Origin of the sequence: Azorhizobium sp. AG788, from assembly GCF_004364705.1 — a bacterium.
Taxonomy (GTDB): Bacteria; Pseudomonadota; Alphaproteobacteria; order Rhizobiales; family Xanthobacteraceae; genus Azorhizobium; species Azorhizobium caulinodans.
Genome location: NZ_SOBM01000001.1, coordinates 727424 through 748156, shown reverse-complemented (window position 1 = coordinate 748156; position 20733 = coordinate 727424). Strand labels below are relative to the sequence as shown.

At 68.0% G+C, this 20733-nt stretch carries 19 protein-coding genes; 7 read left to right on the top strand and 12 right to left on the bottom strand.

Annotation, left to right across the window (positions count from 1 at the left end; all coding sequences use genetic code 11):
• Window positions 1-15 precede the first annotated feature (15 nt).
• Window positions 16-1287, bottom strand: a complete 1272-nt coding sequence (locus DFO45_RS03415; RefSeq protein ID WP_012172023.1) for a cytochrome b/b6 — start codon at window positions 1285-1287, stop codon at window positions 16-18.
• A 36-nt stretch (window positions 1288-1323) separates the two neighbouring features.
• Complete coding sequence (petA, locus tag DFO45_RS03410; protein ID WP_043879554.1) at window positions 1324-1848, bottom strand: ubiquinol-cytochrome c reductase iron-sulfur subunit; 525 nt, start codon at window positions 1846-1848, stop codon at window positions 1324-1326.
• 252 nt (window positions 1849-2100) lie between these two features.
• Here petA and DFO45_RS03405 point away from each other — a divergent pair, with 252 nt between their 5' ends.
• The 3 genes from DFO45_RS03405 to DFO45_RS03395 all read left to right on the top strand — a co-directional run bounded on the left by DFO45_RS03405 (window position 2101) and on the right by DFO45_RS03395 (window position 3857).
• On the top strand, window positions 2101-2571 hold the full coding sequence (locus DFO45_RS03405; RefSeq protein WP_012172025.1) for a tRNA (cytidine(34)-2'-O)-methyltransferase: 471 nt from the start codon (window positions 2101-2103) through the stop codon (window positions 2569-2571).
• 90 nt (window positions 2572-2661) lie between these two features.
• Window positions 2662-3561, top strand: coding sequence for an oxygen-dependent coproporphyrinogen oxidase (gene hemF, locus DFO45_RS03400; protein ID WP_133863732.1), 900 nt, complete (start codon window positions 2662-2664; stop codon window positions 3559-3561).
• Window positions 3562-3644: 83 nt separating this feature from the next.
• Complete coding sequence (locus DFO45_RS03395; protein WP_133863731.1) at window positions 3645-3857, top strand: DUF2158 domain-containing protein; 213 nt, start codon at window positions 3645-3647, stop codon at window positions 3855-3857.
• A 30-nt stretch (window positions 3858-3887) separates the two neighbouring features.
• On the opposite strand, the gene DFO45_RS03390 is transcribed toward DFO45_RS03395, so the two are convergent.
• Genes DFO45_RS03390 through DFO45_RS03375 form a run of 4 tightly spaced genes read right to left on the bottom strand, consistent with a single transcriptional unit; the run spans window position 3888 to window position 6686 of the window.
• Window positions 3888-5129 (bottom strand): CCA tRNA nucleotidyltransferase, encoded by a 1242-nt coding sequence (locus DFO45_RS03390; protein WP_133863730.1) that lies wholly within the window; start codon window positions 5127-5129, stop codon window positions 3888-3890.
• Complete coding sequence (locus DFO45_RS03385; protein ID WP_012172029.1) at window positions 5126-5386, bottom strand: DUF6111 family protein; 261 nt, start codon at window positions 5384-5386, stop codon at window positions 5126-5128. Before DFO45_RS03385 ends, DFO45_RS03390 begins: the two co-directional genes overlap by 4 nt.
• Complete coding sequence (locus DFO45_RS03380; RefSeq protein ID WP_133863729.1) at window positions 5383-6057, bottom strand: CoA pyrophosphatase; 675 nt, start codon at window positions 6055-6057, stop codon at window positions 5383-5385. Before DFO45_RS03380 ends, DFO45_RS03385 begins: the two co-directional genes overlap by 4 nt.
• Window positions 6057-6686 carry a DUF1285 domain-containing protein gene (locus DFO45_RS03375; RefSeq protein ID WP_133863728.1) on the bottom strand — a complete coding sequence of 210 codons (630 nt, stop codon included), beginning with the start codon at window positions 6684-6686 and terminating at the stop codon, window positions 6057-6059. The genes DFO45_RS03380 and DFO45_RS03375 overlap by 1 nt, the downstream gene beginning before the upstream one ends.
• Before the next feature lie 240 nt (window positions 6687-6926).
• On the opposite strand from DFO45_RS03375, the gene DFO45_RS03370 reads away from it, so the two are divergent.
• The 4 genes from DFO45_RS03370 (at window position 6927) to DFO45_RS03355 (ending at window position 13825) form a co-directional block, all read left to right on the top strand.
• A complete protein-coding gene (locus tag DFO45_RS03370; RefSeq protein ID WP_012172032.1) occupies window positions 6927-7931 on the top strand; it encodes a MoxR family ATPase in 1005 nt (334 codons plus the stop codon).
• Window positions 7932-7996: 65 nt separating this feature from the next.
• Window positions 7997-8896, top strand: coding sequence for a DUF58 domain-containing protein (locus tag DFO45_RS03365; protein ID WP_133863860.1), 900 nt, complete (start codon window positions 7997-7999; stop codon window positions 8894-8896).
• A complete protein-coding gene (locus tag DFO45_RS03360; RefSeq protein ID WP_133863727.1) occupies window positions 8893-11715 on the top strand; it encodes a DUF4159 domain-containing protein in 2823 nt (940 codons plus the stop codon). The genes DFO45_RS03365 and DFO45_RS03360 overlap by 4 nt, the downstream gene beginning before the upstream one ends.
• A 43-nt stretch (window positions 11716-11758) precedes the next feature.
• A complete protein-coding gene (locus tag DFO45_RS03355) occupies window positions 11759-13825 on the top strand; it encodes a hypothetical protein (protein ID WP_133863726.1) in 2067 nt (688 codons plus the stop codon).
• Window positions 13826-13842: 17 nt separating this feature from the next.
• On the opposite strand, the gene DFO45_RS03350 is transcribed toward DFO45_RS03355, so the two are convergent.
• The 6 genes from DFO45_RS03350 to DFO45_RS03325 all read right to left on the bottom strand — a co-directional run bounded on the left by DFO45_RS03350 (window position 13843) and on the right by DFO45_RS03325 (window position 20699).
• On the bottom strand, window positions 13843-14172 hold the full coding sequence (locus DFO45_RS03350; protein ID WP_133863725.1) for a hypothetical protein: 330 nt from the start codon (window positions 14170-14172) through the stop codon (window positions 13843-13845).
• Window positions 14173-14213: 41 nt separating this feature from the next.
• The gene (locus tag DFO45_RS03345; protein ID WP_133863724.1) at window positions 14214-14543 is read right to left on the bottom strand and encodes a hypothetical protein; all 330 of its coding nucleotides are present in this window, start codon (window positions 14541-14543) and stop codon (window positions 14214-14216) included.
• Between the two features lie 35 nt (window positions 14544-14578).
• Complete coding sequence (locus DFO45_RS03340) at window positions 14579-15358, bottom strand: response regulator (RefSeq protein ID WP_166657036.1); 780 nt, start codon at window positions 15356-15358, stop codon at window positions 14579-14581.
• 73 nt (window positions 15359-15431) lie between these two features.
• Window positions 15432-17366 carry an acyltransferase family protein gene (locus DFO45_RS03335; RefSeq protein ID WP_133863723.1) on the bottom strand — a complete coding sequence of 645 codons (1935 nt, stop codon included), beginning with the start codon at window positions 17364-17366 and terminating at the stop codon, window positions 15432-15434.
• Window positions 17367-17546: 180 nt separating this feature from the next.
• Entirely contained in the window at window positions 17547-18566 is a 1020-nt protein-coding gene (locus DFO45_RS03330) for a TRAP transporter substrate-binding protein (protein ID WP_133863722.1), read from the bottom strand.
• 186 nt (window positions 18567-18752) lie between these two features.
• Window positions 18753-20699 (bottom strand): acyltransferase family protein, encoded by a 1947-nt coding sequence (locus DFO45_RS03325; RefSeq protein ID WP_133863721.1) that lies wholly within the window; start codon window positions 20697-20699, stop codon window positions 18753-18755.
• Window positions 20700-20733 lie beyond the last annotated feature (34 nt).

Below are 20733 nucleotides of genomic sequence, written 5' to 3'. Positions count from 1 at the left end.
GTCTCCGCCGCTCGCTCAGCCCTTGGTCTGCGGAGCCGAGGCTCCGGCGACGACCGTTGCGCCACCCTTGGCCAGAACCGCATCGGCGATGGAGGCCGGCAGGGGCTTCGGGCGCTCGACGAGGCCGAGCACGGGCAGGATGACGAGGAAATGGATGAAGTAATAAGCGGTGAAGATGCGCGACACGATCACGTAGCCGCCCTCCGCCGGCTGCGAGCCGAGGTAGCCGAGGCCCACCGCCACCACCGCGAAGATCCAGAAGAACTGGCGGAAGAGGGGGCGGTACTTGGCCGAGCGCACCTTCGAGGTGTCGAGCCAGGGCAGGAAGGCCAGCACCGCGATGGCGCCGAACATGCACAGCACGCCGCCGAGCTTGTCCGGGATGGAGCGCAGGATGGCGTAGAAGGGCAGGAAGTACCACTCGGGCACGATGTGCGCCGGGGTGGAGAGGGGGTTGGCCGGAATGTAGTTGTCCGGGTGGCCCATGTAGTTGGGCGCGTAGAAGATGAACCAGGAGAAGAACAGCAGGAACACCACCATGGCGAACACATCCTTGATGGTCGCATAGGGGGTGAACGGCACGGTGTCCTTCGCCACGCTCTTCACGTCGAGGCCGTCGGGATTGTTCTGGCCCACATGGTGCAGCGCCCAGATGTGCAGGCCGACGACGCCGGCGATCATGAAGGGCAGCAGATAGTGGAGCGCAAAGAAGCGGTTGAGGGTCGGATCACCCACCGAATACCCACCCCACAGCCACTGCACGATGGTCTCGCCGACCAGCGGAATGGCCGAGAACAGGTTGGTGATGACGGTGGCGCCCCAGTAGGACATCTGGCCCCACGGCAGCACGTAGCCCATGAAGGCCGTGGCCATCATCAACAGGTAGATGATGACGCCGAGGATCCACAGCACCTCGCGCGGCGCCTTGTAGGAGCCGTAATACATGCCGCGGAACATGTGGATGTAGACGGCGATGAAGAACATCGAAGCGCCGTTGGCGTGGATGTAGCGGATCATCCAGCCGAAGCTCACGTCGCGCATGATGTGCTCGACGCGGGCGAAGGAGACCGGCGCATAGGCGGTGTAGTGCATGGCGAGCACCACGCCCGAGACGATCTGCACCACCAGCATGAGGGTGAGGATCGCGCCGAAGGTCCAGAAATAGTTCAGGTTCTTGGGGACCGGATAGGCAATCGCGCTCGAATGCACGAGACCGACGAGCGGCAGCCGGCTCTCGAACCAGCGCGCAACCCTGCTCTTCGGCTGGTAGGTGGAATGTCCTTCCATGGGGCCAACCCTTGTTATGGACGGGCGACGCGCGCGTCAGCCGATCACGATCTTGCTGTCGGAAACGAAATTATAGGGCGGCACCGCGAGGTTCAGCGGGGCCGGTCCGACGCGCACGCGGCCGGACGAATCGTATTGCGAGCCATGGCAGGGGCAGAACCAGCCGTCATAATTGCCCTGGTGGCCGAGCGGCACGCAGCCCAGATGCGTGCAGATGCCGATCACCACGAGCCAGTTGTCATGCCCGGTCTTTACTCGGTCCTGGTCGCGCTGCGGGTCGAGAAGCTGCGTCAGCGGCACGGCGCGCGCGGCTTCCACGTCCTTCGGGGCGCGGTTGAAGATGAAGATGGGCTTGCCGCGCCACTGGGTGGTGACGATCTGGCCTTCGGCGATGGGGGTCAGGTCCACTTCCGTGGTGGACAGCGCCAGCACCGAAGCGTCCGGCTGAAGCTGCGACACGAAGGGCCAGACCATCCCGGCCACGCCGACTGCGCCGACCGCGCCCGTTGCAATGTAAAGGAAATCCCGGCGGGTCGTCTGGGTCGTCTCCGTATGTGCCACGGCGCTTTCCCTCAATATTCGTTCGCGTCATCTTCGCGGCTGCAACAAATATATTGCGGAGAACAATGCTGTTTTCCGCATGTGCGAACGCCGCGAGATTAAGGCACACCCCTCCCGACGAAAGGGAAGCAGCACCTTCAAGTGTCTCTAATTACACCCTATCCGAACCGTGTCCAGATCGCCCCCATGCGGCACCGGGTCTCGGGTTCGCCATCTTTCCGCCAGAACTCTGCCAGCTACGTAACTTTACGGATGATCCTCGCTCTTTACTGCCCAGATATCGCTCAGAATACCGGCACGTGCCTGCGCACCGGCGCCTGCCTCGGTGTTCCCGTGCACATCATCGAGCCCGCCGGCTTTCCGGTGAGCGCGCCCGCGTTCCGCCGCGCCGGCATGGACTATCTCGATGCGGTGGAGTGGCAACGCCATGCTTCCTTCGCCGCCTTCGAGCGCTGGCGCCGCGAGGAAGGCCGGCGCCTCGTGCTCTTCACCACGAAGGGGGCGACGCCCCTGCCCGCCTTCACCTTCCAGCCCGGCGACGTGCTGCTGTTCGGCCGCGAGAGCGCGGGAGCGCCGGAGGAGGTCCATGCGGCCGCGGATGCGCGGGTGAAGATCCCGCTGCGGCCGGGCATGCGCTCGCTGAACGTGGCGGTCTCCGCCGCCATGGCGCTGGGCGAGGCCCTGCGGCAGACGAACGGTTTCCCCGCCCCGGAGCCCACATGATTCTCCGGCGCGGGTCCCTGCCCGCCGCTTCCGTCGGCGGACCGAACATGCTCTAGAACGCGGCGGGGGCCCGCAGGAGGTTAAGCGCCGATGACCGACACCGCCATCGAGACCGCCGAGCTGGAGCGCCGCAAGGCCGAGGCCCGCGCGTGGTTCGAGGCCTTGCAGGGGCGCATCATCGCTGCCTTCGAGCAACTGGAGGACGAGGCGTCCCCAACGCTCTACGGCGAAAAGGCCGGCCGTTTCGTGCGCACGCCATGGGACCGCACGGACCATACGGGCGCGCCCGGCGGCGGCGGCACCATGGCCATGATGCACGGACGGCTGTTCGAGAAGGTGGGCGTGCATACCTCCACCGTCTTCGGTGAATTCGCGCCCGAGTTCCGGGGCCAGATTCCCGGCGCGGCGGAAGACCCGCGCTTCTGGGCCTCCGGCATCTCGCTCATCGCCCACATGGCCAATCCCCATGTGCCGGCTGTGCATATGAACACCCGCTTCGTCGTCACCACAAAGAGCTGGTTCGGCGGCGGCGCCGACCTCACACCGGTCCTCGACACCCGCCGCACGCAGGACGATCCGGACACGCGAGCCTTTCACGCCGCGTTCGAGAAGGCCTGCGGTGCGCATGCGGTGGCCGACTACGGCCGCTACAAGGCGTGGTGCGACGAGTATTTCTTCCTCAAGCACCGCAACGAGATGCGGGGCATCGGCGGCATCTTCTACGACTGGCTGAACTCGGGCGACTTCGGCGCCGATCTCGCCTTCACGCGGGAGGTGGGCACCACCTTCCTCGACATCTATCCCCGCCTCGTGCGCGCCAACATGGCGCGGCCCTGGGACGAGACGGAGCGCGAGGAGCAACTCGTGCGCCGCGGCCGCTACGTGGAGTTCAACCTGCTCTACGACCGCGGCACCATTTTCGGCCTGAAGACCGGCGGCAACATCGCCTCCATCCTCTCCTCCATGCCGCCCGTGGTGAAGTGGCCGTAGGACGGCACCACCGCCGTTGTCGGGGCGTCACACAGGCTCGCTACACCGTTGAAGCGCTTCAGGCGCCGTAACGGAGAACACCCATGGCCTTCGCCCCCGGTGACATCGTTCAGCTCAAGTCCGGCAGCCCTGCCCTCACCGTCATCTCCGAATCCGGCGAGATGGTCGAGGTGGTGTGGTATTCGGACGAGAATGGCGAGTTCCGCACCCAGACCCTGCCGGTGATCGGCCTTGAAGTCCTCGACATCACCGAGTTCGAGGTGGAAGAAGACGGGGACGAGGAAGACGAGGACTGAGCCTGCGGTCGCGCCGCATCGGCCCCGCGTTCAGCGGGAGGACGGCCCGCCGCCTCCCGCTTCGGCCGCCGCGCGCGCCATGCCCGCAAGGGTTTCGGCGTCGTGCGGAAAATCCGCCGCCACCCATGCCTCACGCGCCGACGCCAGCGCGGCGCCGAGCTTCGGTCCCGGCTTGAGCCCGAGGGCCATGAGATCCCGAGCGGTCAGCGGGAATTCCGGAACCGGCCATGCGGCGGCGAGCGCCAGCAGCGCCGATGGATCGCCGCCCCGCCGTGCCGCCGCGATCAGCAGGGCATCCCGGAACACGTCCGCTCCCAGCGCGAAGATCAACGCCCGAGCCTCCGGAGCGGAGAGGCCCGGCCCCACCGCCCGCGCGCCGGCGAGCGCCAGCAGGCGGGCGTGCTCTGCATTGGCAAGCCGCAGGCGGACCCTCAGACGCTCGACATCCTCGGGAATCCGGACAGCCAGCGCCGCGAGCCGGCGCATGGGTGCCGGCTGGATGCCAAGCTCAGGCTCAAGCCGTGCGAGGTGCGCAAAGCCCGCGAGGTCCGGCACCCCCGCGAGGATGCGGGTCAGCAGGCCGGCATCGGTCATTTCCACCAGCGTGTCCGCCGCCCGCCGGGCCACGAGCAGCTTCACCAGTTCCGCCCGCACCCGCTCCCGCGAGAGCTGGTCGAGGCCGGCCCGCAGCCGCTCGGCGGCCCTGAGCGCCTCGGCGTCCACGGGACCCTCGGCATAGGTGGCGTGGAAGCGGAACAGGCGGAGGATGCGCAGATGGTCCTCGCGGATGCGGGTCTCGGCATCACCGATGAAGCGCACGCGGCGCGCCATGAGGTCCGGCAGACCACCCACAGGGTCGAAGACCCGGCCGTCCGCATCCGCATAGAGGGCGTTGAGGGTGAAGTCGCGGCGCGCGGCGTCGCGCGCCCAGTCGCGGCCGAAGCGCACCACCGCATGGCGCCCGTCCGTCTCCACATCCTCGCGGAGCGTCGTCACCTCAAAGGGCACGCCCGCGCTCACCACGGTCACGGTACCGTGGGCGATGCCGGTGGGCACGCTCTTCAAGCCCGCGCCCTCGGCGCGACGCACCACCTCCTCCGGCAGGCAGGTGGAGGCGAGATCCACCTCGCCCACGGCCTCGCCCAGCAGGCCGTTGCGCACCGCGCCGCCGACGATGCGCGTTTCCTCGCCGTCGCCATTGAGCGCGGCCAGCACCGCCCGCAACGGGGGTGCGGCAAGGAAGACGGCCCCCGCCAGCGACGGGCCGCTCATTCGTAGCGGCCCGGCACGAAGACGCCATTCTCCATATGGGCCGGCACATAGCGGCTGCCCGGCCGCGCGCCCTGATCCCACTCGAACAGCCACAGACCCGCCGCCACCAGCAGCACCGCAAGGACGGCACAGGCGGCGAGCGCGCGTGGAGACCAGTGCGCCGGCACCACGGAGCCGCGTAGCGCCAGCAGGATCAGGCCATAGGCAATGAAGGGCGAGAGGAAGAGCGCGGTCTCCACGAGAACGGTGCGGATCATGCGTAGAGCTTCTCGTAAAGATTGCGGATCAGCCCGGCCGTTACGCCCCAGATGAACCGCTCGCCATAAGGCATGGCGAAGAAATAGCGCCGGATGCCCTCGCGCACCCGCGACTGGCGCTGGTGGTTGGCGGGGTCCATCAGGAAGGCCAGCGGCACCTCGAACGCCTCCTGCACCTCGGCTTCATTGAGGGCGAGGGCGTAATTGGGCGGGATAAGCCCGACCACGGGTACGATCCAGAAATTGGTGCTGGAGAGGTACCCGTCGAGGAAGCCGAGAGGGCGCACCAGATCGCCCGCAAGGCCCACCTCCTCCCGCGCCTCGCGCAGTGCCGTGGCCACCTCGTCCTTGTCCTCCGGGTCCATCCGCCCACCGGGAAAGGCGATCTGTCCGGCATGATGGGAGAGGTTGGTGGCGCGCAGCGTCAAGAGCAGCGTGGGCTCTGGCCGTGCCACCACGGGCACCAGAACGGCAGCCGGGCGCGGCGGCTTCTCCGGCACCGGCACATGGCTGGAGATGGCGTGGTCGCCGTTCAGCGTCGCATGGTCGTCCCGCACATAGGGCGGAGGCGGCACCTGCGAGAGGCCGAAGGCGGCGCGGTCGAGGAAATCTTCGAGCTCGGGCGACGACGTGCCAACCGGCGCCCCGGCGGAGGGAAAGGGGGCGGTCATCACAGGCTGCCTTCCAGTTGGGCGGCGGGCATCATGGCATAGAAGGCCCCGCCCGAGGCGACGCCGAACATCGCCGTGCCCTCAACCTCCCGCACCTCGCCGCGCTCCACGAGATCCAGGAAGACCGCGCGGGTGAGGCGGGCCTCCAGCCCATGGCGCGCATGGACATAGGGCGTCAGCTCGCCGGGCTCGCCGCCGGGGGCAAAGCGCAGGTCGTGGCCGGGGCCGCAGCGCACGAGGTCATCCATGTTGGTGCGGAACACCAGCACCGGCTGTCCGTCCGCATCATCCACCGCCATCTCGACCGCCTGGAAAGGAGCGTCGTCCACGGTGATGCCGATCTTCTCCACCGGTGTCTTCAGCACATAGCGCGTCCCCTCCCGCGTCAGCACGGAAGCGAACAGGCGCACCAGCGCGGGGCGGCCGATGGGCGTGCCCATGTAGAACCAGGTGCCGTCGGCGGCGATACGCATGTCCATGTCGCCGCAATCGGGCGGGTTCCACTTCTCCACGGGCGCCGGACCGCGTCCGCCAGCGGCCTTCACCGCCGCCATCACGGCCTCGAGGCGGCCGGAGGCGGCGCCCGCCTCGCCCGTTTCCTGTCCGGTCGGACCGGTTTCCTCAGCCATGCTTACGCCCGCTCCTCGCAATGACGTGACACCGATTTCCGTGCACCGCAAAACGGATGGCTCGACGCGGCGCCAACTTATCGTAAGCTTGATCCTCCGGCAGGGTGGTGGTGCGCCGGAGAAATCCGACGCTCCGCCTGCCGGTTCCGGGCGCGGCCTCCTCGCGACCTGACAAGGACGAGAGCGGGCTTGGTCTTGCCGTGTTTGGCGGCGAAGCTCCCGGCGAAGCGGAGATAGGGCATGTCGGCACCGAGCGAAACCTTCGACCTGGATCAGATGATCGTGCGCAATGCCGAGGCGGCCGCCGCCAGCGTGCGCGCGGCCCGCACGGCCATCTCCTCGGTGATCTTCGGCCAGGAGACGGTGATCGATCAGGCCCTCGTCACCATCCTCTCCGGCGGCCATGCGCTGCTGGTGGGCGTGCCGGGCCTCGCCAAGACCAAGCTTGTGGAAACCATGGGCACGGTGCTGGGCCTCGATGCCCGGCGCGTGCAGTTCACGCCCGACCTCATGCCCTCCGACATTCTGGGCGCCGAGGTGCTGGAGGAAAGCGCCGGCGGCAAGCGCGCGTTCCGCTTCATCAAGGGGCCGGTGTTCGCCCAGCTCCTTATGGCGGACGAGATCAACCGCGCCTCGCCCCGCACCCAGTCGGCGCTGCTTCAGGCCATGCAGGAATACCATGTGACGGTGGCCGGCGAGCGACACGATCTGCCCAAGCCCTTCCATGTGCTCGCGACCCAGAACCCGCTGGAGCAGGAAGGCACCTATCCCCTGCCCGAAGCCCAGCTCGACCGCTTCGTCATGGAAATCGACGTGGACTATCCCGATCGCGATGCCGAACGGCGCATCCTGTTCGACACCACGGGCGCGGAAGAGACAAAGCCCCGCGCCGCCATGAGCGTTGATGACCTGCTCGCCGCCCAGCGCCTCGTGCGCCGCCTGCCGGTGGGCGAATCGGTGGTGGAAGCCATCCTCACCCTCGTGCGCTCGGCCCGCCCCGGCACCGGCGAGAGCGACGAGCAGAAGCACATCGCATGGGGCCCCGGCCCCCGCGCCTCGCAGGCGCTGATGCTGGCGGTGCGCGCCCGCGCCCTGCTGGATGGCCGTTATGCGCCCTCGCTGGATGACGTGGTGGCACTGGCGGAGCCGGTACTCAAGCACCGCATGGCGCTCACCTTCGCCGCCCGTGCCGAGGGCGAGAGCGTGACGCGCGTGATCAAGCGCCTCGCGGCCCGGCTGGGCTGAGGCGCAATCGCGTGGCGTTGCGTCCGAAGGACATCCCAGAGACGGCAGAGGCCGCCGCCATCGGCATGGCGCACCTGTCCCATGAGGCTTCCGTGCTCGCGGCGGCCATGCCCCGCCTCGTGCTGGAGGCACGGCGCATCGCCGCCTCCGTGCAGCATGGCGTCCACGGCCGGCGCCGCTCGGGGTCGGGCGAGAACTTCTGGCAGTACCGTCGCTTCACCGATGGCGAGCCCGCCGCGCGCGTGGACTGGCGGCGCTCCGCCCGCGACGATCATCTGTATGTGCGTGAGCGCGAATGGGAGGCCGCCCACACCGTGTGGATCTGGCCGGACCTGTCCGCCTCCATGGACTATGCCTCGCCCAAGCTCGAACCCAAGCGCCACCGGGCGCTGGTGGTGGCGCTGGCGCTCGCCGAGCTTCTGGTAAAGGGCGGCGAGCGCGTGGGCGTGCCGGATATCCTGCGTCCCACCGCCAGCCGCCGCATCATGGAGCGGATGGCCGAGCAACTGCTTCTGGCGCCAAGCCTGCCCGGCAGCCTGCCGCCGCTGTTCCATCCCTCGCCTCTGTCCGAAGTGGTGCTTCTGGGCGATTTCTGGAGCCCGACGCCGGAGGTGGTGGCGCGCATCGAGGCGCTGGCCGGCACCGGTGCCCACGGCCATGTGGTGCAGATCGTCGATCCGGCGGAAGAGACCTTCCCCTTCTCCGGCCGCATAGCCTTCCGCGAGCCGGAAGGCGGCGCGAGCATCACGGTCGGCCGTGCCGAAACGTGGCGGGCGGATTATGAGGCGCGCGTTGCCGCCCATCGCGAGGCCATCCGCGCCGCCGCCAACCGGCTCGGCTGGAGCTTCCGCGTCCACCGCACGGACCGGCCGGCGAGCGAACTGCTGCTGGCGCTGCACATGCGCATGGGGGTGGGGAATGCAGGCGCGACCCTGACACCGGACGCGACGGAGACCCGCGCATGATGGGCCTTCCGCTCAGCTTCGCCTCGCCTTTGCTGCTCACCGCGCTGCTGGCCCTGCCGGCGCTGTGGTTCCTGCTGCGCGTTGTGCCGCCGCGCCCGAAGGAACTGAACTTCCCGCCGACCCGCCTCCTCTTCGACATCCGGCCGAAGGAGGAGACGCCCGCCCGCACCCCGTGGTGGCTGACACTGCTGCGCCTGCTGCTGGCGGCGCTCGTGATCCTCGCCGCCGCCGGCCCCATCTGGAACCCGCCCGCCTCCGCCCCCTCATCCTCCGGCCCGCTCGTGCTGGTGATCGACCAGGGCTGGCCTGCCGCCGCCACATGGGCGCAGCGCATCTCCACGGCCAATGGCCTCGTGGATGAGGCCGCCGCCAACGGCCGGGGCGTCGCCCTCATTCCCACCGGCGACGTGCCGAAGGACGCAACGCTCCTCCTGCCGGCGCAGGCGCGGGACAAGCTGCGCTCGCTCACCCCCGTCGCCTGGGCTCCGGCCCGCAAGGAGGCCTTCGCGCTGGCGGCGAAGATCATCGGCAGCCAGAGCGACGCCGGCCTCGTCTATGTGAGCGACGGCGTGGACCTTGCCACCGATCCCGACCTCGCCCAGCAGCTTGCCGCGCTGAAGGGTGCCCGCCCCCCACTGGTGGTGAGTGGCGGCGTCGCGACCCCGCTCGCCCTCGCCGCGCCCGACAATGCCGCCGGCGCGCTCACCGTGAAGGTGCTGCGCCCCGACGACGGCCCCGCCCGCGCCGGGCGGGTGGAAGCCCGTGACATGAAGGGCCTCGCGCTCGGGGAAGCCGCCTTCTCCTTCGGCCCCGGCGTGCGGGAGGCGCTTGCCACCTTCAATCTGCCGGTGGACATCCGCAACGAGGTGTCGCGCCTCGAAATCGTCGGCGAACGCTCGGCCGGCGCGGTGCAGCTTCTGGACAAGCGCTGGCGCCGCCGCACGGTCGGCGTCGTGTCTGGCGCGTCCACCGACACCGGCCAGCCTCTGCTGGCCCCCACTTACTATCTCTCCCGCGCGCTCGGCCCCTTCGCGGACCTGCGCATGGGCGAGACCGGCGCGCCCGTGGAGAACATCAACCGCTTCCTGGAGCAGCGCGTGCCGGTGATCGTGCTCACCGACGTGGGCACCATTCCCCCGGCCACCCGCACGCGCCTTGCCCGTTTTGTGGAGAATGGCGGCGTGCTGGTGCGCTTCGCCGGGCCGCGCCTCGCCAATGCGCAGGACGACCTCTTGCCCGTGCGCCTGCGCCGGGGCGGACGCACGCTCGGCGGCTCGCTGTCGTGGGAGACGCCGCAGGCGCTGGGCAGCCTCACCACGGAAGGCCCCTTCCACGACCTCAAGCTGCCCAACGATGTGAGCGTGAACCGGCAGGTGCTGGCCGAGCCGGACGGCAATCTCGGCGAGCACACCTGGGCGGCCCTTACCGACGGCACGCCGCTGGTTACCGGCGCGCCGCGCGGGCGGGGCATGGTGGTGCTGTTCCATGTGACGGCCGACACAAGCTGGTCGAACCTGCCGCTCTCTGGCACATTCGTGGACATGCTGCGCCGGGTGATCGCCCTCTCCGATGCCGCGGCCGCGACCGATGAGGGTCGCGCCGACACGGCCGCCGCGCGTGTGGCGCAGGGGGCAGTGGCCAGCATTCCGCCCACCCGCCTGCTGGACGGCTACGGCGCCTTCGGCCCGCCCGGCCCCACCGCCAAGCCCGTTCCGGCGAATTTCAACGAGCGCGCCAGCGCCGAGCATCCGCCCGGCTTCTATGGCCCGCCGGATGCCCTGCTGGCGGTGAATGCCCTGAAGCCCGACGACACGCTCGCCCCTCTCGACCTCTCCCCCCTCGGCGCCACCGCCGCGCCGGTGCGCGAGGCCGCGCCGCGCGACCTGCGCGGGCTGGCGCTGCTCGCCGCCATGGCGCTGCTGCTGCTCGATGCGCTGGCGGTGCTGGTGCTCTCCGGCGCGCTGCGCCGCTTCGGGCGGCGGGCGACCACCGCCGCGCTGCTGGGCGCACTGGCCCTTGGGGCTGGCGGCATCCTTGCCCCCTCCCCCGCGCGGGCGGATGCGGCCTCGGACTTCGCGGTGAAGGCCACCTCCCAGACACGCCTTGCCTATGTCACCACCGGCGATGCGCAGGTGGATGAGATCAGCCGCGCCGGCCTTGAAGGCCTCACCACCTTCCTCGCCCAGCGCACCGCCTTGCAGGCGGGCGAACCCATGGGCGTGGACATCGGCAAGGACGACCTCTCCTTCTTCCCCATCCTCTACTGGCCGGTGCTGCCCAATTCCCCCGTTCCGCCCCCGGCCACGCTGGCGCGCATCGACGCCTTCATGAAGCAGGGCGGCACCGTCGTGTTCGACACCCGCGACGCCCTTGAGACGCCGCAGGGCGGCAGCGGCCCCCTCTCGCCCGCCGCCGCGCGCCTGCGCGAGATCCTGTCAGGCCTCGACGTGCCCGAACTCTCGCCCATTCCGCGCGATCACGTGCTGACCAAGACCTTCTATCTGCTGCGCGATTTCCCGGGCCGCTTCACCGGCGGCACCACCTGGGTTGAGGCCCTGCCGGCGGCGCAGGACGGCGACGAGCGTCCCGCGCGTGCGGGCGATGGCGTCTCGCCCGTCATTATCACGTCCAACGATCTGGCCGGCGCCTGGGCCGTGGGGCCGAATGGCGAGCCCCTACTGCCCCTCACCCCCGGCGAGCCGCGCCAGCGGGAGATGGCCTTCCGGGCGGGCGCCAACATGGTGATGTACGTGCTCACCGGCAATTACAAGGCCGATCAGGTGCACGTGCCGGCCCTGCTGGAGCGCCTCGGCCAATGACGAAGCCCGTGTCCCGCCGCCCGGCGGCCCCTGAAAGGCGTTCATGAGCTACGGCCTCGCATTCGAGCCCTTCCTGCCCTGGCCGGTGCTCGGCGCCCTTGCCGCCGTGGCTCTGGTGCTGGCGGTGCTGCTGGTGGGCGCGCGCACGCGCGGCGGTGCCATCCGCGCGCTAGCATTGCTCGTGGGCCTGATCGCGCTCGCCAACCCGTCCCTGACGCGGGAGGAGCGCGAGCCGCTCTCCTCCGTGGTGGCGGTGGTGGTGGACAAGAGCGCCAGCCAGAATTTCGGCGACCGCACCACCCAGACGGAGGCCGCCCGCGCCGCGCTGGACGAGCGGCTGAAGCGCATTCCGGGCCTTGAGATCCGCACCATTGAGGCTGACGCCCGCGACGGCGAGACGGACGGCACGCGGCTCTTCTCCGCCCTCTCCGCCGGCCTCGCCGATGTGCCGCCGGAGCGGGTGGCGGGCGCCATCATGATCACCGACGGGCGCGTGCACGACGTGCCCGAGCAGGCCGCCGCGCTCGGCTTCAACGCCCCCGTGCACGGCCTCATCACCGGTCAGGCGGGCGAGCGCGACCGGCGGGTGGCGCTGGAGAAGGCGCCGCGCTTCGGCATCGTCGGCCAGCGCCAGATGCTCACCTTCCGCGTGACCGACGAAGGCGTGCCGGCGGGCGCGCGCGTCGGCGTGATTGTTCGGCGTGACGGCGAGGTGATTGCCAATCCTGTCGTCACCGCCGGCCGACCCGCGCAGGTGGAAGTGGAGATCGCCCATGCGGGCGCCAACATCATCGAGGTGGAGGCCCCGCCGCTCGAAGGCGAGCTGACGCTGGTGAACAACCGCGCCGCCGTCTCCATCGACGGCGTGCGCGACAAGCTGCGGGTGCTGCTCGTCTCCGGCGAGCCGAACGTGGGCGAGCGCACCTGGCGCAACCTGCTGAAGAGCGATGCGAACGTGGACCTCGTCCACTTCACCATCCTGCGGCCGCCGGAGAAGCAGGACGGCACGCCCATCAACGAGCTCTCGCTGATCGCCTTCCCGACCCGCGAGTTGTTCCAGACCAAGATCCGCGACTTCGACCTGATCATCTTCGACCGCTACGCCCAGCAGGGCGTGCTGCCGCAGGTCTATTTCGACAACATCGTGCGCTATGTGCGCAATGGCGGCGCGCTGCTGGTGGCGGCGGGCACGGACTTCGTGGACACCGGCTCGCTCTACAACACGCCGCTGGAGGACATTCTCCCCGCCGCGCCCACGGGCCAGACCACGGAAGCGCCCTACGTGGCCAAGCTCACCGACCTCGGCAAGCGCCATCCGGTGACGCGCGGCCTGCCCGGCTCGGAGAGCGATCCGCCGCATTGGAGCCGCTTCTTCCGGGTGGTGGATGCGGAGGCGCGCTCGGGCGTCACGGTCCTCAGCGCCCCCGGCGACAAGCCGGTGCTCCAGCTCGACCGGGTGGGACAGGGCCGCGTCGCCCTTCTGCTCTCGGACCATTTCTGGCTCTGGGCGCGCGGCTATGATGGCGGCGGCCCCTATATCGATTTGCTGCGCCGCCTCTCCCACTGGCTCATGAAGGAGCCGGACCTTGAGGAAGAGCGCCTGAAGCTTTCCACCTCCGGCCGCGACCTCGTGGTGGAGCGCCAGACCATGGGCGAGAGCGTGCCCGTGGCGCAGGTGACGACGCCCTCCGGCACGGTGCGCAACCTCACCCTCACGCAGGCCGAACCCGGCCTGTGGCGGGCGACGACGCCGGCGGACGAGTTGGGCCTGTGGCGGGCGGTGAACGGGCAACTAACGGCGCTCACCAATATCGGCCCGCTGAACCCGAAGGAATTCGCCGAAGTCACCAGCACCAAGGACTGGCTCGCCCCCATCGCCACCGCCACTGGCGGCGGCCTGTGGCGGCTGTCGGAGCTGAAGGGCAGCGTGCCGCGCGTGGTGGCGGTCTCCTCCGGCGAGCGGCTGGCGGGAGACGACTGGATGGGCCTTCGCACCCGCGACGTTTCGGTGGTGCGCGGCATCGGCCTGTTCCCGGTCTTCGCCGGCCTCTCCGGCCTGCTGCTCCTGCTCGGCGTCATCACCGCCGCTTGGGTACGCGAGGGGCGGTGAGGGAGTGGATGGGCGGGCTATAGAAATTCGGCGTCGTGCCCAATGAGTGCGGGGCGCAGATGGGGTGGAACCGGGAAGCCATACCCGGTCAGTCCCTCGGAGAAAATGAAGGCGCCAGCCTTGTGATAGGAGCTTGTGTACAGCTCTTCTCCGATCATCTGGAAGACCGAGGTCAGCGTCTGGATCGAATCCAGCCCGGTCGCCTGTGACCTCTTCACTCCCTCCGGCCAGTCGATTTCGTAAGCACAAGTCCAGATGCCACCGACGGCTTCCGGACGGAATATCCGCACGTGCAGCTCCCGCTCTTCCCGACCCACCCGTATCTTGAGATCCCGAGAGGCAATCATGTCCCTCTCCTGCTCAATAAATCGATTGCCGGACAAAAATTTTAAAGAAACGCATCGTCAGGATGGGCGATATCCCGCACATTTTTTGTGACAGGAAAGCCGTAACCTTTGAAACCCGGCTCTAGAAAGCTAATCAGCCCGTCTTCGTGATACCCGCTGACATAAAGGTGGATGCCGACCATCTGCAGCCCGTGGTGCAACGCCTGCGCGGAATCGTGACCATAGGCATCGCGCGCCATAGGCTCGTCCGGCCAGTCGATTTCGATCCGGCACGCCCAGCACCCGTTGTCCTGTCGCGGCGCATAGATGCGGATGGGGAGATCCACCTCCTCATCCCCCTCACGCACCTTCAAGGTTCGGCTTGCGATCACGGCAGTCTCGTACTCGCAGGTCCCGCTTCCTGAGGCTAGGCATTCATAAGCTCTCTCGTGACCATTTCAAAAAGGTCCTGAGGGTTATTTGTAGACCCTTGTGCACCTCGCGATAGCGCCTCCCGTCGATGCTCCGGGAGGTTCGAACCCGCATAGATGAAAAATGGCGTTTCATCCCCCATCGACCTCAACGCATTCAACAGAACATACCCTTCCTTGGGCCCTTCTTTCCGGCCCATATCAGAGATAATAGCCCCAAACTCTCCACTCCTGATCATATCCAAAGCCTCGTTAGTGGATGTCGATAGGCTAATTTTAATTCCTACAGCTTCAAAGGCTTTTCTTTCATAAACATTATTATCGGGCCGATCATCCACCCACAACAGATGCCGCCTGGAATCAGAATTACGTTCGCGCGACCGCCCAGACGATTCGCGAATCACACTTACAATATTTCCAATGTCTACACGCCCTTCCGCACCACGATCCTTTGTAGAAGCAACAGCCAGAGAAGCGGCGGCAAAAATTTCTTTATTTATCAAATCAACATAATTTTGCTGATTAGCAAAATCGGAAGGGGCAAACAATTTTGCGGTATGCCAAACCACAAGATAAACAAATATAAAAAGAACAATTACTGGAAATAAAACCAAAAAATAGAGCATTATACCAAAATAAGAATCCGGTATTTTCGCAAATACCAAAGACAGAGAAGCCATCCCATAAACAAGAACAATAAAAAGAGCAATTATACCAAGCGGATTTCTTGACAAATAAATTGCCGTTTTATTAAAATCCCTAGCATCATTTTCCACAATCGCACCCTCGAACTATACAACAATTAGCTTAAACCACACTGGAGGTATATGGCAACGCCCGCCGCCACACTCACCCACCCACGCCGGCCAGCGCCTTCTCGACCGCCGACTTCACGCCGGGAACCAGGGAGAGTGAGCCCGGAGCGTTGAGGTGGCCGTTGTCCACATAGCCGAGGCGGCCGTCGGGCACGGTGGGGCGGCAGGAGGTGGCGTCGCAGAAGCCCTCGCGGGGCAGATAGAGGCCGACGCCGGGCACGGACGCGGCGATGGCGGCCAGGCCCTGCTCCACCCCGGCCGCCCGTTCCCGGGCGGTCTCGGCGGAGATGTTGCACACGCTCTCGTCCAGCCCGAGGAAGCGCCGCCGGAGCACGCAACGCGCCCCGAAGCCGAGCCCGAAATCCGGCGGCGGGCCGACCAACAGCACCGCCTTGCCAGCGCGGCGCAGCTGTTCCACGGCCTTGCGAAGGTCCGCCATGGCGGCGGGCAGGTCCGGCTGAGCGGACCAGAGGCCGCCGATGGCGACGAGCCGCACCTCAGGGTTCGCCGCCAGCGCCTCCAGCGACCGGCCGCGGAAGATCTCGCAATTCTGCGCTTCCTGCGAGCCGCCGAGGGGACGCGGCGCCATCGGTTGGCAACCGGCCTTTGTCACCTGAAGCAGCCCATAGCCGAGTTGGCGTGCCACCGCATCGAAGGCGGGGGCGTGGTGGTTGGCAAAGGAATCCCCGAACAGAGCGATCAGCGGCGCCTTCGGATCGGGATCGCCGAAGCGGCAGGGCTCATCGCCACGCGGAAGGCCCGGCCCCTGAAGGCAGGCCTTGGTGCCGGCCCAGACATCGGTGAGGGAGGCCTGTGCCGCCCGCGTCGCGGCCGAGGCGCGGAACGGCAACCCGTTGGTCTCGTGGATGACGAGGCCCGTCCCGGCAAGCACCGCCAGCACGATCAGGCCATTCCGGATGCTGCGGATTTCCGAGCGGCGGTTGGCCGTGGCATGGCGGCGGAAGGGCGCCTCCACATAGCGCCAGGAGAGGACGGACACCCCAACCGCCAGCCCCACCAGCACCACACCCGCCACAAGGTCCGGATCGCCGCCAGCATGGAACTTGTAGAAGGCGAGGATCGGCCAGTGCCAGAGATAGAGCGAATAGGAAATGAGGCCAATGCCGGCGATGGGGGCAAGGCCGAGCACGCGGCCGACCAGCGTCTGCCGCCCCTCCTCGCCTGCCCAGAGGATGAGGAGCGCGCCGCCCACCGGGAACAGGGCATTGAGGCCCGGAAAGACGGTGGTGCGGCTGAAGGTGAAGAGCGCCCAGCCGATGAGGCCGACACCGATGAGGGCCGCCAGCTCCGGCAGCAGGCGGCCGCGCAGGCGCGGCAGGAGGCCGAGGGCGAGCACGCCGCCGGCCAGAAGCTCCCAGGCACGGGAGGTGAAGTTGTAAAAGCCGCTGTTCGGCCGCAGCACGGCATTCTGGCTCGCCACATAAAGCGAAGCGAGGAGCACCGCCCACACCACCACGCCCCGGATGCGTCGCAGGCGCGGATGGGACAGAGCGAACAGGGCGAGCGGCCAGAACAGATAGAACTGCTCCTCCACCGCCAGCGACCAGGTGTGCAGAAGCGGCAGTTCCTCCACGCCCGGCTGGAAATAGCCGGCGGTGGCGAGGAAATGCTTGTTGGCGAGGAAGACGGAGGCGAACTCCAGCGACTTGCCGAAGAAGGCCAGCATGAGCGGCGGCAGGCTCACCAGCGCCGCCAGCAGCGTCACCCCCATCACCAGCGCATAGGCCGGCACGATGCGGCGGATGCGGCGATCGTAGAAGGTCAGGAGGCTGAAGCGCCCCTGCGCCAGATCCCCGGCGATGATGGCGGTGATGAGATAGCCGGAGATGACGAAGAAGACGTCCACCCCCACGAAGCCACCGGGCATGAGCGCGGCATGGGCGTGGTAGAGAACGACCGGAACCACGGCCAGCGCACGCAGGCCGCTGATGTCCGCGCGGTATTTCATGCGGGAGTGAAATCCTGGCGGGCGGCGGCCCGGCAGGACCGGACCACACGGAAGACAAGGGGCGGCGGCCCGCGTCGCACTCTCCGGAGCCGTCCCCGCAAGGCGCCGCTTTCCGCCTCCGCGCTCTTTAGAGGAGGAAGCGGCCCCTTGTCACGTGTGGTTGCGCGCGGCGCCCGCCGGTCAGCGGGTCGCCGCGAAGGTGTCGAGCACCGCCGCCGCTTCCGGCGTCACGGTCGTGCGCCAGCGCACGATGGATTTGGACGCCGCCGTGCGCAGCAGGTCCATGACCGCCGCGGGCGGGGCCTCGTCGATGACGACGCCATTTTCCCGCATGCGCTGGTAGTTGGCGGCGACCCGCCCTTCCATGGCCTTCCACTGCGCCTGCGTCGTCTCCTCGCCGGCGCGCAGCACCGCCGCCTGCGTCTGCGGATCAAGCGCGTTCCAGGCGGTGAGCGAGACGGTGCCGAAGCTCAGCGGCACCGCATAGGTGATCTGGGAGAAGTGGCGCACATGCACCCAGAGCTCACGCCCTGCGCCGCCGTCGCCCGAGGAGAGCACGGCATTGAACTCGCCGGTCTTGAGCTTGGGCATCAGGTCGGAAAAGGAGACCACCGCCGCGCGGGTGGATGTGGCGGCAAAAAGCTCCGCGCCGGTCTGGTCATAGGTGCGGATCTTGAGCGCCTTGAGCGCCGCCGGGCTGGAGACCGCCTCGGCCGACCAGATGCCCGAAGGCGGCCAGGGTGTCACGAACAGCAGCTTCTGCCCGCGCCGGGCGAATTCCGCCTCGTAGAGCGGGCGGGCGGCCACATAGAGCTGGCGGGCCTCGTCGGCGGAGGCGGTCAGGAAGGGCAGCGAGGACAGGAGGAACAGCGGGCTGTCCTCGGCCAGCGCCCCGCCGAAGCTGTCGGCCATGGCGAAGCGTCCCTCGCTCACCGCCTTCAGCTGCTCGCGTGAGCGCAGGCCGGACTTGGCATCGGGGATGGGCTGGATCACCAGCTTGCCGCCCGTCGCCTTCTCAACCGCCGCCGCAAAGGTGGCGTCCGCCTGCCCCGGAATGGCAGAGGCGGGATATTCGTCAATCAGCTCCCACACGACCGGCTCGGACTTGGCCGACGGAGCGGACTGGGCAAAGGCAGCGGCGTTCAACCCGCCGGCCACAAGAAAGGCAAGACCCGCCGCGCGGAGGATCGACAAGGTCATCAAAGAACTCCTGATCAGCAAGCAATCAGCCGGAACGGCGCCCCGGCGCTCTCCCCCGCTGCAAGAGGACGGCAAATGGTGCGGCGGATCAACTCACGAGATGCATTTGCAGCGCCGGCTCATGCATTTTTCGACAACCGATGAGGGAAGACGAAAAACGCCAACATCTGTGATTGCCGCAGAGCCTCACGACCCCGGACGGGATACCGCCGCCGCGGCCTTCTCCAGCGCGCTCCTCCAGGCCGGCGCCAGGAACAGCGATCCCTCCACATTCAGATGATCACCGTCGAAATAGAGCGGCACGTCATCCTTGCGGGGATGGCACGCCGTCTCGTCGCAGAACAGCGGACGAGGCACAAAGAGCGTCACGCCGGGCGCGTTCGCCGCGATGGCGCGCAAGGCATCCTCGGTCGGCTGGGCCTGCGCGTCTGAGGTGATGCGGGAGAGGCCGCACATGGCGTCGTCGAGACCCATGAAGCCGCGCCGCACGATGCAGCGGCCGCCGCCATTGGCAAAGGCGCCGATGGGGGCGGCGAGCAGCACCGGCTTGCCCGCGGCGGTGATCTGGTCCACGGCCGCTTTCAGGCGCGCCATGGCCGGGCCGAGAGCGGGCTCATTGGTCCAGCGGCCGGCGATGACGGCGAAGCGGACCTTGGGATCCTCAATGATGCGCTTCAGCGCCTCGGCACGAAAGGCATTGCAGTCGATCGTCTCGCGGCTCTGGAGGGCGCCCCCGCCGGTCTCCGGGGCCAGCGGCGCGCAGCCTGTACGGGTGAGCTGGAGGAAGCTCATTCCCATCTCGCGCGCCACCTGATCGAGGCCCGGCCCGTGCTGGTCTGCCTGAGAATCCCCCCACAGGACGAAGAGCGGTGCGTCGGGCGCCGAGGCGCCGAAACGGCAGTCCCGCTCGCGGTCGCTCGTGCGTCCCAGAAGGCAGGCTTCGCGGCCCCGCCAGAAGGTGTTCACGATGGCTTCGGACTTCAGGAAGCCGGCCGTCGCCCGCGCCGGCAGCCCGCCGGTGGCCGTGAAGAGCGTGCCGATGCCGACCAGCAGCGCCAGCATCGCGACACCAGTCGCGACGCCGCGCCATTCCATCCGGCGGGTCGGCGCGCGCACCGTGTGGCGGAACGGGTTTTCGATGAAGCGCCACGAGAAGGCCGAGACGGCGATCATCACCGCGAACAGCAGCACGCATTCGAGCGGCGTCGGGGCCCGGAAGGTGAGATAGCGATGAATGGCGATGATGGGCCAGTGCCACAGATAGAGCGAGTAGGAGATGAGCCCGATGCCGGCGATGGGCGCGAAAGAGAGGATGCGCCCCACCAGCGTCCGCCGCCCCTCCTCGCCCGACCACAGCAGCAGGGCTGCACCCAGCGTCGGCACGAGCGCGCTGAGGCCGGGAAAGATGATGCGGCTCGGCTGGAACAACACCAGCGCTGCGACGATGAGCGCAAGACCCACGGCCGCCGCCACCTCCGCCCAGATCCGGTTCAGGCGCGGCACGTAGCCGAGCGCGAGCCAGGCGCCCAGCATCAGTTCCCAGAAGCGGCCGTTGGAATTGTAGAAGGCCGTCACCGGCCGCTGCACCGCATTGCGGGTGGCGACGAAGAGCGAGACGAGGATCAGCGTCCCGACGATATGGGGCAGCCAGCGCTTGAGCCGCGGGTGGAACAGGGCGGCCAGCAGCAGCGGCCAGCCGAGATAGAACTGCTCCTCCACCGACAGCGACCAGGTGTGCAGCAGGAACACCTCGTCCGGCGCCGCGCCGAAATAGTGCGTCACCGAGAGGAAATAGCGGTTGGCGAAGAAGATGGAGGCGGCCCGCAGCGAGGCGCCGAAACCGCTCAGCAGCACCGGCGGCAGGATGAAGAGGCTGACGAGCGCGGTCACCAGCGCGACGGCGGCGAAGGCCGGCACGATGCGGCGCAGGCGGCGATCATAGAAGCGCAGCAGGCTGAAGCGGCCCTGCGCCAGATCACCGGCGAGGATCGCCGTGATGAGGTAACCGGAGATGACGAAGAAGATGTCGACGCCGACAAAGCCGCCGGGAAGCCACGCCTCGTTGAAATGGAAAACGACGACCGGCACCACCGCGAGCGCGCGGAGGCCGCTGATATCCGACCGATACTTCATGATGCCTAAGAGGATCCCCACACGGGGCGGACCC

Bases quoted from the DNA above. Each gene is read 5' to 3' on its own strand.
- DFO45_RS03365 (WP_133863860.1), top strand. From the start codon at position 7,997: ATGGCGCACCTGTCCCATGAGGCTTCCGTGCTCGCGGCGGCCATGCCC.
- DFO45_RS03370 (WP_012172032.1), top strand. From the start codon at position 6,927: ATGTCGGCACCGAGCGAAACCTTCGACCTGGATCAGATGATCGTGCGC.
- DFO45_RS03350 (WP_133863725.1), bottom strand. From the start codon at position 14,172: ATGATTGCCTCTCGGGATCTCAAGATACGGGTGGGTCGGGAAGAGCGG.
- DFO45_RS03415 (WP_012172023.1), bottom strand. From the start codon at position 1,287: ATGGAAGGACATTCCACCTACCAGCCGAAGAGCAGGGTTGCGCGCTGG.
- DFO45_RS03330 (WP_133863722.1), bottom strand. From the start codon at position 18,566: ATGACCTTGTCGATCCTCCGCGCGGCGGGTCTTGCCTTTCTTGTGGCC.
- DFO45_RS03395 (WP_133863731.1), top strand. From the start codon at position 3,645: ATGGCCTTCGCCCCCGGTGACATCGTTCAGCTCAAGTCCGGCAGCCCT.
- DFO45_RS03360 (WP_133863727.1), top strand. From the start codon at position 8,893: ATGATGGGCCTTCCGCTCAGCTTCGCCTCGCCTTTGCTGCTCACCGCG.
- DFO45_RS03390 (WP_133863730.1), bottom strand. From the start codon at position 5,129: ATGAGCGGCCCGTCGCTGGCGGGGGCCGTCTTCCTTGCCGCACCCCCG.
- DFO45_RS03355 (WP_133863726.1), top strand. From the start codon at position 11,759: ATGAGCTACGGCCTCGCATTCGAGCCCTTCCTGCCCTGGCCGGTGCTC.
- DFO45_RS03405 (WP_012172025.1), top strand. From the start codon at position 2,101: ATGATCCTCGCTCTTTACTGCCCAGATATCGCTCAGAATACCGGCACG.
- DFO45_RS03375 (WP_133863728.1), bottom strand. From the start codon at position 6,686: ATGGCTGAGGAAACCGGTCCGACCGGACAGGAAACGGGCGAGGCGGGC.
- DFO45_RS03385 (WP_012172029.1), bottom strand. From the start codon at position 5,386: ATGATCCGCACCGTTCTCGTGGAGACCGCGCTCTTCCTCTCGCCCTTC.
- hemF (WP_133863732.1), top strand. From the start codon at position 2,662: ATGACCGACACCGCCATCGAGACCGCCGAGCTGGAGCGCCGCAAGGCC.
- DFO45_RS03325 (WP_133863721.1), bottom strand. From the start codon at position 20,699: ATGAAGTATCGGTCGGATATCAGCGGCCTCCGCGCGCTCGCGGTGGTG.
- DFO45_RS03380 (WP_133863729.1), bottom strand. From the start codon at position 6,057: ATGACCGCCCCCTTTCCCTCCGCCGGGGCGCCGGTTGGCACGTCGTCG.
- DFO45_RS03335 (WP_133863723.1), bottom strand. From the start codon at position 17,366: ATGAAATACCGCGCGGACATCAGCGGCCTGCGTGCGCTGGCCGTGGTT.